Genomic DNA, 14,631 nt, shown 5'->3' with positions numbered 1-14,631 from the left:
TACCTCTAATATCTGTTTTTCCCCAAACCCTTTTTATTAACCTGCCTAGCCCTTGCTATAGCCAGATCTCCTTCTTCAACGTCATCAGTTATTGTAGAGCCGCAAGCTACATATCCTCCCTGCTGCACTGTTACCGGAGCAACAAGATTTGAATTGCTACCTACAAAAGCTCCATCCCCAACAATTGTTTGATGCTTGCTTTTTCCGTCATAATTCACAAATACCACACCACATCCTATATTTACATTCTTTCCTACTGTAGCGTCTCCTATGTATGATAAATGTGAAGATTTAGAGTTATCTCCTATTGTTGACTTCTTAACTTCTACAAAATCGCCAATTTTGACATTTTTACCCAAGACTGTGCCCGGTCTTAAATATGCAAAAGGCCCCACAGTTGATCCCTCATCTATAATTGATTCAATTACTTTTGAACTTTCAACTGTCACATTATTTTTCAAAGCAGAATCTATTATTCTGGCATTAGGCCCTATAGTGCAGTTTGATCCAATTACTGTACTTCCTTCCAACATACTTCCGGGGTATACTACCGTATCTGCTCCTATTTTAACCGTATCTGCTATATATGTGTGCTCAGGATCTATAAAGGAAACTCCTGAGAGCATTAGCTTTTTATTTATTCTTTCCTGCATTATCTTATTTACCTCAGCAAGCTGTACCCTATCGTTCACTGCTTTTATATCAGTTGAATGTTCTAGTAACCATCCGCCTATTTTATGACCTTCTGTATTCAAAACCTTAATTGTATCGGTAAGATAATACTCTCCCTGTGAATTATTTGTGTCAATTTTTTGCAATGCGCTTTTAAGCATATTTCCACTGAAGCAGTAAATTCCTGTGTTAATTTCGTTTATTTTCTTTATTTCCTCTGAAGCATCCTTTTCTTCAACAATATTCATTATTGATAAATCGTTATTTCTTACTATTCTACCATATCCTTTAGGATTCTCCAGATGCGAAGTCATAACCGATGCTGCATAGCCATTGTCTTCATGATACTTCATAAATGACACAAGAGTTTCGCTTCTTATAAGCGGCCCGTCTCCAACTAAAATTACGACCGTGTCATCGTCATCAATGTATTCCACAGCAGACATAACGGCAAAGCCTGTTCCGTAAGGCGCCCCTTCTCCAATAGGTTGTTCCACTGTAACAACATTCATATCCTCTATATTATGTCCAACTTTTTCTTTACCATGACCCAATACAACAACATTTTTTTCTATTCCTGAATTTTTAGCAGCATCCACAACGTACCTGATCATCTCTTTACCGCAAACTTTGTGTAAGGTTTTCGGAATATTTGATTTCATTCTCGTTCCCTCACCGGCTGCTAAAATAATTGACATGCCCATATATTTTCTCCTTGTTCGTAATACTTTGCTATTATAGTACATATTATTCGAAAAGTAAATAAAAATGAAAAAATAGATAACAAATCTGAAATATCAACGAATTTTCACTTATAAAATAATCTTTGCTTAAAATTTTTAAAGTGTTTAAGCATAAGATATTGAACTCATATAATAATTGGTATAATTAAAAATATATTACATATTAATAATTAAGTCAAAAAATTTCATAATAAAAGGGTCTTATAAAAGACCCGGAAACTGTTGATTATTCAATCATCAGTCGTGGCGCTATAGAAGAGCAGCTTCTGCACTTTCGCTTTCTTCTAAGCGCTTTTCTTCATAAGCCTTAAAAACAGCATCTGCAACAAGGTTTCTTGTTTCAGAATTAATTGGATGAGCTATATCTTTAAACTCTCCATCCGGCATTTTTCTACTTGGCATAGCTATGAACAAGCCTTCTTGTCCTTCAATAATTTTAATGTCATGTACCACAAAGCAATCATCAAAAGTAACGGAAACGATTGCCTTCATCTTACCCTCTGAATTAATTTTTCTGACTCTAACGTCCGAAATTTTCATGTTGTCACCACCTTCCCCCAAAAGATTATGTCCACTTTCTTCTATTATACTATAATAAAAAGAAAAAAGCAAAAAAACATTTTCATTTTTGTGGAAAAAAATGTGAAATTATTTTAACAATTTACTGTTAGGGGTTATATCAATAATTCCTTCCTTTTCATTTATACCATTTAACACAAGAAGGGACAAATAATTATCAACCAATTTCTTTTCAGGTTCCTTTGTTTCGATGACAACAGCAGTACCCACAACTTCCGCATTGAATTCTCTCATCATGTCGGCCATGCCCTTGCATGTCCCTCCTCCTTTCATGAAGTCGTCCACTATCAGCACTCTTGAATTTTCCTTCAATGATCGTTTTGATAAAGACATTGTCTGGATATTATTTGAAGAGCCGGATACATAATTAATACTTACCGTTGCTCCTTCGGTTACTTTGTTATTTCTTCTTATGACTGCAACAGGCACATTAAGCTTTTGTCCCGTCAATATAGCAGCCGGTATACCCTTTGTTTCAACAGTTATTATGCAGTCTATCTTTTTATTGGAAAATTCCGAGGATATAACTTTTGCAATGTTTGTAACAACTCCGGGGTTATTGAAAATATCCGTCATATATATGAAACCCCCAGAAAGTATTCTATTTTTATGCGAAAACATCTCGCACAAGTTATCAAGTATGTCTGTTTTTTCTTTCATTCCCATTACAGGTATAAAGACAGCACCGCCTGCTGCTCCCGAGATAGTCTCTATTTTACCGTAATCAAGTTCTGAAACTAATTCTTTTACTATTGCAACATCTTCACTTATTGTCGATTTAGCAGCATTGAAAATTTCTGAAAAATAGTTGTAAGAAAAAATGAAATTTGGTTTTTCGGCGAATATTTTCATCAATGCACCGATTCTTTGGTTTCTTTTATATTTTTTCATAGTAACCCCGTCCGAATGTTTTAATTGATTATATAATAATCGTTCGCAATTTTCAAGATGCTAAATAAAATATTTTATCATTCCTAAAATTAATTCAACTCTCCACCTGCATATAGTATCGATGCTTCTGTAAGCACCTCCATAGGGTTAATAAAATTTCCATCAAACTTGTACATATATTGTGCTGATGATAATTCTGTACATCCCAAAAGAAATGCATCTGCTTTTTTTTCCTTTAATTCCTCAAGGCATTCAAATAGAAGCGCAGTCCCTTCTTCATAATTTCCTTTTTTGATAACATCATATATGAACTTCATTATTTTTTCCTGAGTTTTTTCAGGAATCACCGTTTTAATTCCAACCTTTGCATAATAATTTTCATAAATTTTTGACTTTATGGTGCCATCTGTGGCAAGGATACCGATAACAGCTTCTTTTCCGTATTTATTCAAAGTATACTTAGTAGTTTCTTCAAGCATGTTCACAAATGGTATATTTACGCTTTGTTTGATTACATCCACATAATAATGTGCTGTATTGCAAGGCATTATTAAAAAATCTGCACCGGCCTGTTCCAGCTTCCTGGCAGATTTTATAAGTTCTTCTGTAGGGCTTTTGCCATCTGAAATTATTGCTTTTGTTCTGTCAGGTATATCGGTGTTTCCGTCAATAATTACATGTATATGCTCCTGATCAGTAGCTGCTTTTGTTCTCAATACTATGCGATGGTACAGGTCCACTGTAGCAAGAGGTCCCATTCCACCTATTATTCCTATAGTTTTCATTTTACACCTCAATAATAATAAAAATAATCTACTAAATTATATCACACAGGAAATGCAGTAACAACAAAAAAATGAGCATATGAACTTGCATATGCTCGCAACTTACCTTAGCACAATTCTAAATAATTAACTCCATCCTCAGGTATTATTATATCAATGTCTGAATCATCACAATACTTGCCTGACACGAACAATGTGTAGTGCATTCTTGGAGCAAAATCTACATTAAGTGTTTTTACATCCTTTTTATTTGATTTTTCTCTCAATGTAATTGTATACCTCCCTGAAGGTATTCCTACATTATTTGAAGCATCGCCAAAGTTTACTCCGGAAAACAGTATAGTTTTATCCGATGCTGCCAGCTCAAAGTCCGGTGCATTAGATGCAAGGTTTATTAATCGGACTGCCGCCATTTTCCCCGGAATTGATTTTTGCTTTGCTTCAGGAATCATTAATACACTTATATCAGCGGGGTCTCTATCGTCTTCAGCTATGGCTCCTGTATAAACAAGGTTTCGTTCTATGTCTATAGCCGATTCAAAGATTAATTTTTTTGGTTCACCGGATTCAAAAATTTTCACATTATAAACCCCAGGTGTAAATTGCACATATCTTGTAAAATTACCTCTTTTTAGACCTTCTGCCATAATTATTTCATTAACTTGGACATCAAGAGCCTTATCATATGTGTTAAGTATTCTTAAATAAGATTTTTTGCAGTAACAATTGATCGCTTGATTATATATTTGATTCTTGTAATCCATGTTGTTTTTCCATTGAGGATATGTAGAATACGGATTGTTATATACATTGTTAAAATTATTCATTAATTCACCCCTTTTCTTATGTAATATTATATGAAAAGGAATGTTAAACGTTCAATAAAATGGTTAAACGAAGCTTTCGGGAAAATCAACATATTTTACAATTAACGACACAAATTTCTCCAAATACCGCCTATCGTTTTCATTAAACCTGTTTATAACAGGACTGTCAATATCCAGCACTCCAACCAGCCTGCTTCCTTTAACAATAGGAATCACTATCTCAGAATTTGAATTCGAATCGCAAGCTATGTGCCCCGGAAATTCATGTACATTTTTAACAAGCTGTGTCTCTTTCTTATCTGCCGCTGTGCCGCATACTCCTTTTCCAAGTTTTATATGCGTGCATGCCGGCTTTCCCTGAAAAGGTCCGAGAACAAGCTCATCGTTTTTATACAGGTAAAATCCTGCCCAATTAATATTATCAAGCAGCAGCCAAAGAACTGCACCGGCATTAGACAAGTTTGCAAGCCAGTCAGGTTCATCACATATTAAAGCTGTAAGCTTCAAATTAATGTAGCTATATAACTTATCTTCTGATTCAAAATTAATTTTTTCTATATTATTCATAATGCTTTTTCAATAGCTGCGCTATTGATTTCTCCTTCGTATATTTTACTTATCTGAAAGAACTCCTCTGACAATAAGTCTGTCCGTATATGTTATCATAGGTGTGCAAGTAATCATAGTTACTGTGGCATCCTCCGTGTTATCTAGAACCCATACCTCTTCCGGGCTGACTACAAAAGATTCCGTTACAATATAGGTGTATGTCTCTGCGTCTTTCTTCAGTATAACTTGATCTCCAGGCTCCAGCTCGTCAATTCTTCTGAAAAAATGACCATATACGTAATTCCTGTGCCCCAAAAGAACGCAGTTCCTCTTTTCACCTGGATTTGCTGTTTCCGGATAATGTCCAACCGTATATTTCAGAGCGCTGTCATCTGTACCTTCAAGTATTGCCGATTTTACATTCAATTTTGGAATTTCTATTATTCCGCTTATTTCTTTTCCCTCAAGATATTTTTCAACGGGGCTTTTTTCTTCATGAACTTCCTCAACATGCTCTTCCCTTGACTCCTGTTTTATTTCCTCACCAGGTATCTCCACTTCAGACTGAACAACCTCCGACTCTTCATTTACATCAGAATTTAGCATGCTAATATGCCTGTCATACTCCTCGACAAGTTTCTTTTGATAATAAGATGTACTTATTTTTTGATATAATGCGATTGATATAATTGCTATTCCTGTAATAATTAATATATAAGACAAATATTTTTTTAGCATACCATCATCCTCTAAAAATAGAGAGGAGCAAAACCGCCCCTCTCCTAAATTAATCTAATTAGTAACTCTTCTTCTGAAGTATAGTACCGCTCCGGCTAGTATCATCATTAACCCTATGACCATTAAAAGCCAAGTGTTTAAAAACGAGCCTGTATTAGGCAGTGTATCCACAGTATCCTGAGGCACGTCTGGGTCATCTATTGTTTCCCATCCCATCGGTACATTAGGATCCTCTATTAGAACAGAAGAAGGTACATTCCTAAATCTGTAGCTGTATGTCTTATCTCCAGTAACATCAATGTTCATAGGTTCATCTACAATTTCATATCCTTCTGGAGCCTTTGTTTCTTTTACGGTATATTTCCCATTCTTAAGGTTCTCAAACATAACTCTTCCGCTTTCGTCTGATACGGCAGTTTCTATAATTCGATTATTCTCATCATATAGTGTAAACTCCGCTCCCGGTAGAGCCATGGAATTTTCGTCTACCTTAATAATTGAAATATTTCCAACAGTTTCAGCCGGAACTGGTACATCAGGTGTTCCTTCAAGTTTGTTTATAAAGCTTAACTCAATAGTCTTGTCGCTATTAACAGTAACTGAAATTGTCTTGTTACTCAGTTCATATCCTTCTGGAGCCTGAACTTCCTTTACCGTATACCTTCCAGCAGGTACATCTTCAAATACGGCGCGTCCATCAGAAGTTTCAACATTCTGCAAAGTAGAGCCGTTTTCGTCAATCAGACTGAACCATGCACCTGAAAGAAGTTTTCCTTCTTCATCAGTCTTGATTATTTCAATGCTGCCTGGCTTCTCAGGTTCTTCTTTCTTGTTAGTGAATGTGTATGTCCTGGTAACAGAGCCGTTGATTGAAACTTCAGTTTCATTCTCTTCCAAAACATATCCCTCAGGAGCCTTAGTTTCCTTCAGAACATATTCTCCAGGTTCCAACTCCTCAAAGGATATTGTTCCGTTAGATCCTGTAACTCCTTTGTCAACAACTTTTCCGTCTTCATCATACAGTGTAAACTCTGCTCCGGAAAGAACCTTTTTATCCTCATCGGTTTTCTTAACTACAACCTTTCCATAAAGCGGAGTTACTTCGCCACCGCCTGATGATTTTTTGGTATTTGTTACTGTTAGACCATCTTCGGATTTTCTGTATCCACTTGGAACAAAATCATTGCCATCTTCATCTACTTCTTTTACTGAATAGATATATACATTGCCATTTTCATCTGTTTTGTCTACATCTTCCCAAGTCGCTTCTTCTGTTCCGCTTGGCAATTCTTTAATTTCAACATCTGCTTTTTCTAATTCTCCACCTTCAATCTGTCGATATAATTCAAGCCAAATTGTAGGCCTTGAAGAAGGTCCGCCGCTCCATACTTTTGTAGCAGTTACATCTTTCTTTGTATAAGTGTTGGTTACTGTTAGGCCGTCTTCGAATTTTTCGTAGTTTTCCGGTGCAAAATCATTACCTTCTGCATCTACTTCCTGTACCGAAAAGATATATTCTTTGCCAGCAACATCAGTCTTGGTAAGTCCAGTCCAAACAACTTCTGTTGTTCCGGCTGCCAGTTCTTTAATTTCAGCTTCTTGCACTGCTTCCGGCTCCCCGCCTTCTACGTGTCTATAAAGTTCAAACCACACTGCTGGTCTTTCTACTGTTCTGCCTTCCGGTTCTCCGGTCCATACTTTCACTGCCCTTGCACTTGCATCTGTTGGGCTGACATAATGGTTTGTTACTGTTAATCCATTCTCTGCTTTTACATAGTTTTCAGGAGTAAAATCATTGCCTTCTGAATCTACTTCTTTAACAGAATATATGTAGTCCACACCATCAATATTAGTTTTATCTAAGGCTTCCCAGATTACTTCTGTTGTTCCATTTTCTAGTTTTTTAATTTCTGTTCCCGGTACTTCTTCTAACTCTCCGCCCGGTAATTGTCTGTGCAGTTTAAACCATACTGCTGGTCTAGGGCTTGGTCCGCCATCCCATTCTTTAATGCCGGTAACGTCAATTTTTTCTTTGGTGTTTTCAAAAGTAACCGGTACAATATTTTCTTCATTGTCATCATATGCAGTATCCACTACGATTTCTATTTCATCATCTTCTCCATCGAGTAGAACATATCCATTTGGCGCTGCCGCCTCTCTTAGGTAATAGGTTCTAAGTGGTAAGTTTCCTATACCCAAAACGCCATTTACTGTTACAAAAGGTTCCTCTTGGGTAAATTCTACCCTATTGTTATTTAATTCGTACCATAGCGTAAATCTTGCTTCATTATTTGTGATGACTTCACCTGTCTCTGCATCTACTTTAGTTACTCTTAACGCTCCTCTGTTAGATGCCCATTCTCCGCCTACGCTGGAAAATTGCCTTGCTGTTAATTTATCTGATTCTTTGGTGACATTCTCTACAGTATTCCCTTCCAATAAGATTGAATTGCTTATTTCGCCGCTTGTTGTTGTTACCACGGTTTTATATTTTAAGATTAAGGTATCCTTTAAATCATCCTTCAATTCAACCGTTAGAACATTTTCTTCATTGTCTGTTGTGCTTACAGCAAGGGTATAGTCTGTTCCCTCTACTAGAGCCTCATCTGGATCTTGTAGTCTAAAGATTTCAAGGCTACCGTCTACATAGACATGCCCTGCACTGATTGTATCTGTAATAACAGCGTTTTTAATTATGGATAAACTTTCGTTCACTTTAACTTCCCAATCGACCTCATCACCTGTAAACACTTTATTATCTGCTGCCACTAATGCACTTTTGTCTAAGAAAGTATTGTACTTATCATAATTAACAGTTGCAGAATAAGGATAGTCTACACCGCCGACTGTAACTTTTGCGTTGTTGGTGTAGATTCCTGCTGAAATATCAGGCACTGATGTTGTAAATTCTATTGCATATCTTTTATCTACCACAAAACTATCTGCAAAAGTTAAAGTAAATGCGCTACCCGTGGTGGTATCTACTGTGTATTTACTAGAATCCAGTTCAGTATTATTAAATTCCGTTTCTCCATTGATCTTAACATTATACCCAATTACTCGAATACTATCTTCGTCAATATCTCCTGTATAAGCTAAAGTATCTGCCACTTTAACGCCTGTTCCAAGATCTAGTCCTTGATAGTTAATGTATAGCTGCCATAAAATTTTTCTTTCAGCCCCGCTTACCCAACCGTCATCCATAACTCCTTTATCATTAAAGTGTTTTAATTTTCCTTCTTTTTTACCACTGTTCCAAGAGTCTGTTCTTACAGTTGTTTTTGCGTCGTCTTCTGCATCAATTGTATGTCCGTTACCTGTTTTTCCATCAAATTCAGCTTTGTTTATGTAAGTTTTTTTGTCATCTTCGTTAGAATGAGGAATCAAGGAATAGCCTTCTACTTCTTTTTGAGGGTCATAAGAGGTGGTATAAGTAACTACCAGCTTACCGCCAGCTATTGCTGGGTTAAAGGTAATTGTAAATCCATTGTGGTAACCATCGCCAATCGGAGCCAATGTGTACGCAGAACTATCAAGTTCTGCTCCACCTAAAGTAACCTTTATTGTATCCGGCAACAGAATCAGTCCGTTATTGGGGAATGTATCTGTTATAACAAATCCAGATTGGATATCCTCTCTTACTGGATTAACATTCAAACGCCAGTTGATTGTCTTTTTACTGTAATCAATCCCCAAAAAACTCTTCGTATATGTATTTGCTTTTGGATTTATTTTAACCTCTCTAGAGCTTCCGCCTTCACCAACACCATCGCCAGTTATTCCAACACTGTTTATAAAGCTATTAATTGTAAAATCTGTGATTTCCGTTGTGTATTTAATAGTAATGGTTTCTGTCCCAACATTCGGTAACATAATTGTCAGCAAAGTTTTCCCATCATTTGCTCCACCATTTGTAGTATCTATGCTAGGAGTTATACCAGCGAAATCAGGGCTCTCGTCTCCTATGATCTTAACAGTTTCTTCATCAAGGGATAATCCTTTTGGTAGCGTATCTGTTACTGTTACAGTACCTAACGGATGCTTTGCCTTATTAACAGTTACTGTCCAAGTAATAGTTTTGTTGTTATAATCAACATTGTCTACTCCTACTTTTTCAAGAATCGGATCTCTGTTAAAGGTAACTGTTGCGTCATCATCATTTAATTTGTCGGCGCCATCATAGAGCGTTGCTTCGTTGGTAAACCCATTATCCTTTAGATAATCGCCATTATTTACTTCGCTCCAATCAACCGTTGTATCAAATATGATTCTATAGGCATCATCAGATGTTAAATTTCCTAAGTTCATAGGGAATCCAGCAAGTGAATCTTCATCAGGATGAGAATCGCCTTCATCCCATTTATCACCATTTTGGGTAATTTTAATAACTTGGATGCTATCTTCCACTATAGTTAATCCGTCTGGCAACTTCTCTTCTACACTGGCATCTGTAATCTCTTGTCCATTTTTGTTGACATCAATTGTCCATCTTATGGTATCAGTTTCGGCGCTTGTTAGAATTTGTCCGTTCTTTTCAATCGGATTACTTCTTGTCAACCCCCATACTGTTGCACCTGCCGGCAAACTTGTTTCACCATATTTAAAAGCTGCATTGTTGGTAAAGGACTCTGCCGTGTAATCTTCAATGTCCGTTGTAAATTGAACCCTATAGCCGATAAAAGGTGCCATAGTACCTAAGTCGATTGGAAAACCGGTTGGAATTGGAAGTGAAGCTTCCGCTCCGGGAGTTATATTTCCATTAAGGCCAATATTTAAAACATTAATCTTAAAATCTCTGGCAGCTCCTAATCCTACTGGAATAGTATCCTCTAATGTCGCTTCTGTTATTAATTCATCATTGGTATTGATTACATCAATTGTCCAAGTTATTTCTCTTGCATTCTCTTGACTGTCAGGATGCCCCTCCTTATCAATACTGCTTACTGTTCCCGTGGGTCGTGCTATTACTGTAATATTATTATCGCTGCCATCATGAAATGGAATTTCTTGCACAATATTTTCTTGGAATTTTTCCAAGTTGAATTCTAAACCAAGATCAACATAACCATTTTTGACATTGTCTTTTTCAATATTTTCATTGAATTCAAACTTTAATTCCCCACCACTAATGCTGTAGGTCCCTACAATTGTTCCATCAACTATTATATTCTCTCCGGAAACATCAACCATTTCAAATGCATCGGAAAGCCGGATCGTTGCTATATCTCCTGCTTGTGCCTTCGGATCAACACCTTCTGTGTCCCAAGTATATCTTACCTGTACTACAGTACCGTCATCTATTTTTATGATATCTTCATCATTAATAGGCGTACCATCAATTGTCATCGAGACAAAATCAAATATATTACCCAAATTTCTTTGAGATTCTGCTAATGTTGCTTGTATTGCTGGTGGTGTTGTTGTTTCCGATAACAGATGCAAAGAATCTTCAGATAAATCCTCTTCTGAAATTGTATCTCCATAAGCAAAGCTGCCTGGCATCATAAGCTGAAACACCATCATAAACATCAAAACCATACTGATAATTTTTGATCTTTTAATTCTCTCCATTTTTCATTTCCTCCTTTCTTTTGTTTTTTTATTTAAAAGCATAAATGCTGATAAATAGAATATAATTATTTTTTAGTGTACTGCTTGCGCATCTTAATTGATGCAATGCATAGCACAATTACTACGATAACACATCTTTTTAAAAAAACATATAGAACAATTGTTACCAAGCTTCATAAATGTTTATTTTTAAATATATGAAACGTTTAAGCTACACTGCATTATCTTCGTATAAAAATAATACATAGCAAGCGTCACAATACATTGTTTATATCCACTATGCATACAACCTAAACATAAATTATTATTTTTATCCGAATAGTAATCAATAGTTAAGTGTTAATTACCGTTCGATATAAAATCCAGTAAAATTTCGGGTCTAATATTGTTAATATTAGGCAAACAAAAAATAGGCCGCTGTATTCAGCGGCCGTATTAATAAAAATGTCGTTATCTGCGTTGCTTTTATTTTACAACTATGTTGTAAATTTTACCAGGAACATAAATTTCCTTAACTTGTGTTTTTCCTTCAAGATATTTATTAATATTTTCATCGCTAACAGCCAATTTCCTTGCAGTTTCCTTATCAGCATCTTTGGAAATAATAATTTTGCCTCTTACTTTTCCACTTACCTGAACAGGAAGTTCAATTACATCATCAACTGTTTTTTCTTCGTCCCAAACTGGCCAGCTTGACCGGTTTAACATTCCTCCGAAGTTCATTTCTTCCCAAATTTCTTCGGTTATATGTGGAGCAACCGGGTTTAACAGAGTTATAAAGGACTTCAATTCTCCTCTTGTTATATAGCTATCTGCCATTACCTCATTAACAAAGCTCATCATTGCAGCTATAGCTGTATTGTACTTCATGGCTTCATAGTCTTCTGTTACTTTTTTAATTGTCTTGTGCATAAGAGAAATATGCTTTTCTGAATATCCCTCTTCTTCAGTTGCAATTTCCTGAAGCTTCCACGTTCTGTCAAGGAACCTTTTACATCCTTTAACGCTTGAGTCACTCCATATTGCATATTTTTCATAATCGCCTATAAACATTATATATGTTCTCAGCGTGTCTGCACCGTACTCTCCAATTATATCATTAGGATTTATTACATTTCCTCTTGATTTAGACATCTTTTCACCGTCAGAACCGAGAATCAGCCCTTGCGCTGTACGTTTTGCATACGGCTCTTTAAATGTTACTGCTCCTATGTCATAAAGGAATCTATGCCAGAATCTCGAATAGATCAAGTGTCTTGTAACGTGCTCCATTCCGCCGTTATACCAGTCTACAGGTCCCCAGTAATCAAATTTCTCTTTAGAGGCTATGGCATCATGATTGTGTGGATCTATATATCTCAGGAAGTACCATGAAGAACCTGCCCATTGAGGCATAGTGTCAGTTTCTCTCTTTGCATCTTTACCGCAAACAGGGCACTTAACATTAACCCATTCAGATATATTAGCCAACGGAGATTCTCCTGTTTCTGTAGGCTGATAGTTTTCAACCTCCGGCAGTGTAACCGGCAGCTGATCTTCCGGAACAGGAACCATCCCGCAATGAGGACAATGAATTATTGGAATAGGCTCTCCCCAATATCTTTGTCTGTTAAACGCCCAGTCCTTCATTTTATAATTCGTTTTTGGCTCACCTAGTTTATTTTCTTTTATATATTCTATTATTTTAGCAATAGCTTCTTTAACTCTAAGACCGTTTAACAGGCCGGAGTTAACCAATATTCCGTCGTCAACATCTGTGTACGCTTCTTCCTGTACGTTTCCGCCCTCAATAACTTCAATTATAGGAATGTTAAATTTCTTAGCAAACTCCCAGTCTCTTGTATCATGAGCAGGAACACCCATTATTGCTCCTGTTCCGTAACCCATCATTACGTAGTCCGCAACCCATACAGGCACTTCATCTCCGGAAAACGGATTTACAGCTGTAAGTCCTTTTATTTCAACGCCGGTTTTATCTTTTGCCAGTTGAACTCTTTCAAATTCTGTTTTCTTTCTAGACTGCTCCTGATAGTCATGAATTTCATCCATATTCTTTATTCTTGAAGCATATTTTTCAATAAAAGGATGCTCAGGTGCAATAACCATAAACGTTACACCAAACAAAGTATCCGGTCTGGTTGTAAACACTCTTAACTTATCATCCGTATCTTTCAGTTTAAAATCCACTTCGGCTCCATATGAACGTCCTATCCAGTTTTCCTGTTCAAGCCTTATTCTTGGAAGAAAATTAACTTCATTAAGCCCATCTAACAGTTTGTCGGCATATTCTCTGATTTTTAAGAACCATACATCTTTTTCAAGCTGCACTACCTCGCTGCCGCACCTGTCACATACTCCGTTTTGAGATTCTTCATTTGCAAGAACAACTTTGCAGCTGTTGCAGAAGTTAACATATGTCTTGTCTTTGTATGCCAATCCGCGCTTAAATAGTTGCACAAAAATCCATTGTGTCCATTTATAGTATTCAGGATCCGTTGTATCAACAGTTCTAGACCAGTCAAAAGAGTACCCTGCCGCCTTAAGCTGCTGTGTGAACACTTTAATATTTCTGTCTGTTACAACTCTTGGATGTATGCCTGACTGAATTGCATAGTTTTCAGTTGGAAGCCCAAACGCATCCCATCCTATTGGGAAAAGAACATTGTAACCTTCCAGCCTTCTCTTTCTTGAAATCACTTCAAGAGAAGTGTATGCGCGAATATGCCCAACGTGCAGACCCACTCCAGAAGGATACGGGAATTCTACCAAACCATAGAATTTCTCTTTATCAGAATTATCTTCTGCTTTGAATATTTCTTTATTTTCCCAAATTTCCTGCCACTTTTTTTCAATTACTCCGGGATTGTATGATTTCATTTTTACCTCCATAGTCAATTTAATTTTAAAAAAATCTGAACTTCTCTGTTTCTGCTCACAAGAAGTATAATTGTGGACCAATAAAAAAACAGCCCTCTCCCACTCTGGGACGAAGACTATCCGCGGTACCACCCATTTTAGGCATATGCCTCACTCTATTATGTAACGGTTTTATCCGTTTGAAACTACTTTGTTCGCTTCAAATACTCATGGACGAGTTCAGTTCTCATACTGCTGCCTTGCACCAAACGGCAGCTCGCTAAAAGTATGTACAAACCTAATGCTTCCAGTCACAGTAAATTATTCACTTTCTTTCGTATTATATCAGAAGCGATTTTCTTATGCAACACCTAATTTTCAAAATACAATTAAAAATTGATTATTTAAAAATTTTATGAT

9 protein-coding genes and 1 other annotated feature are annotated in these 14,631 nt (G+C 36.5%); all 9 genes read right to left on the bottom strand.

Annotation, left to right across the window (positions count from 1 at the left end; translation table 11 throughout):
* Window positions 1–5: 5 nt before the first annotated feature.
* Complete coding sequence (gene glmU / locus ACS3UD_RS04200; RefSeq protein WP_308137676.1) at window positions 6–1,376, bottom strand: bifunctional UDP-N-acetylglucosamine diphosphorylase/glucosamine-1-phosphate N-acetyltransferase GlmU; 1,371 nt, start codon at window positions 1,374–1,376, stop codon at window positions 6–8.
* A 288-nt stretch (window positions 1,377–1,664) separates the two neighbouring features.
* The gene (gene spoVG, locus ACS3UD_RS04195) at window positions 1,665–1,955 is read right to left on the bottom strand and encodes a septation regulator SpoVG (protein ID WP_213926509.1); all 291 of its coding nucleotides are present in this window, start codon (window positions 1,953–1,955) and stop codon (window positions 1,665–1,667) included.
* A 108-nt stretch (window positions 1,956–2,063) separates the two neighbouring features.
* Entirely contained in the window at window positions 2,064–2,885 is an 822-nt protein-coding gene (purR, locus tag ACS3UD_RS04190; RefSeq protein ID WP_308137677.1) for a pur operon repressor, read from the bottom strand.
* An 89-nt stretch (window positions 2,886–2,974) separates the two neighbouring features.
* A complete protein-coding gene (locus tag ACS3UD_RS04185; protein ID WP_308137678.1) occupies window positions 2,975–3,670 on the bottom strand; it encodes an aspartate/glutamate racemase family protein in 696 nt (231 codons plus the stop codon).
* Between the two features lie 107 nt (window positions 3,671–3,777).
* Entirely contained in the window at window positions 3,778–4,497 is a 720-nt protein-coding gene (locus ACS3UD_RS04180; protein ID WP_308137679.1) for a DUF4397 domain-containing protein, read from the bottom strand.
* Window positions 4,498–4,560: 63 nt separating this feature from the next.
* Window positions 4,561–5,064, bottom strand: a complete 504-nt coding sequence (locus ACS3UD_RS04175) for a GAF domain-containing protein (protein ID WP_308137680.1) — start codon at window positions 5,062–5,064, stop codon at window positions 4,561–4,563.
* 45 nt (window positions 5,065–5,109) lie between these two features.
* Window positions 5,110–5,784 (bottom strand): class D sortase, encoded by a 675-nt coding sequence (locus ACS3UD_RS04170; protein ID WP_308137681.1) that lies wholly within the window; start codon window positions 5,782–5,784, stop codon window positions 5,110–5,112.
* 54 nt (window positions 5,785–5,838) lie between these two features.
* The gene (locus ACS3UD_RS04165) at window positions 5,839–11,355 is read right to left on the bottom strand and encodes a SpaA isopeptide-forming pilin-related protein (protein WP_308137682.1); all 5,517 of its coding nucleotides are present in this window, start codon (window positions 11,353–11,355) and stop codon (window positions 5,839–5,841) included.
* A gap of 465 nt (window positions 11,356–11,820) precedes the next feature.
* Window positions 11,821–14,232, bottom strand: coding sequence for a leucine--tRNA ligase (gene leuS / locus ACS3UD_RS04160; RefSeq protein ID WP_308137683.1), 2,412 nt, complete (start codon window positions 14,230–14,232; stop codon window positions 11,821–11,823).
* 102 nt (window positions 14,233–14,334) lie between these two features.
* Window positions 14,335–14,535 (bottom strand) — a binding site (T-box leader).
* Window positions 14,536–14,631: the final 96 nt, after the last annotated feature.

The organism is Sedimentibacter sp. LTW-03, assembly GCF_052059825.1.
Classification (GTDB): Bacteria; Bacillota; Clostridia; order Tissierellales; family Sedimentibacteraceae; genus Sedimentibacter.
The sequence above is the reverse complement of the archived record's forward strand: the minus strand, read 5'-3'. Positions and strand labels throughout refer to the sequence as shown.

Bases quoted from the DNA above. Each gene is read 5' to 3' on its own strand.
- spoVG (WP_213926509.1), bottom strand. From the start codon at position 1,955: ATGAAAATTTCGGACGTTAGAGTCAGAAAAATTAATTCAGAGGGTAAG.
- leuS (WP_308137683.1), bottom strand. From the start codon at position 14,232: ATGAAATCATACAATCCCGGAGTAATTGAAAAAAAGTGGCAGGAAATT.
- ACS3UD_RS04185 (WP_308137678.1), bottom strand. From the start codon at position 3,670: ATGAAAACTATAGGAATAATAGGTGGAATGGGACCTCTTGCTACAGTG.
- ACS3UD_RS04175 (WP_308137680.1), bottom strand. From the start codon at position 5,064: ATGAATAATATAGAAAAAATTAATTTTGAATCAGAAGATAAGTTATAT.
- ACS3UD_RS04180 (WP_308137679.1), bottom strand. From the start codon at position 4,497: ATGAATAATTTTAACAATGTATATAACAATCCGTATTCTACATATCCT.
- ACS3UD_RS04170 (WP_308137681.1), bottom strand. From the start codon at position 5,784: ATGCTAAAAAAATATTTGTCTTATATATTAATTATTACAGGAATAGCA.
- purR (WP_308137677.1), bottom strand. From the start codon at position 2,885: ATGAAAAAATATAAAAGAAACCAAAGAATCGGTGCATTGATGAAAATA.
- glmU (WP_308137676.1), bottom strand. From the start codon at position 1,376: ATGGGCATGTCAATTATTTTAGCAGCCGGTGAGGGAACGAGAATGAAA.
- ACS3UD_RS04165 (WP_308137682.1), bottom strand. From the start codon at position 11,355: ATGGAGAGAATTAAAAGATCAAAAATTATCAGTATGGTTTTGATGTTT.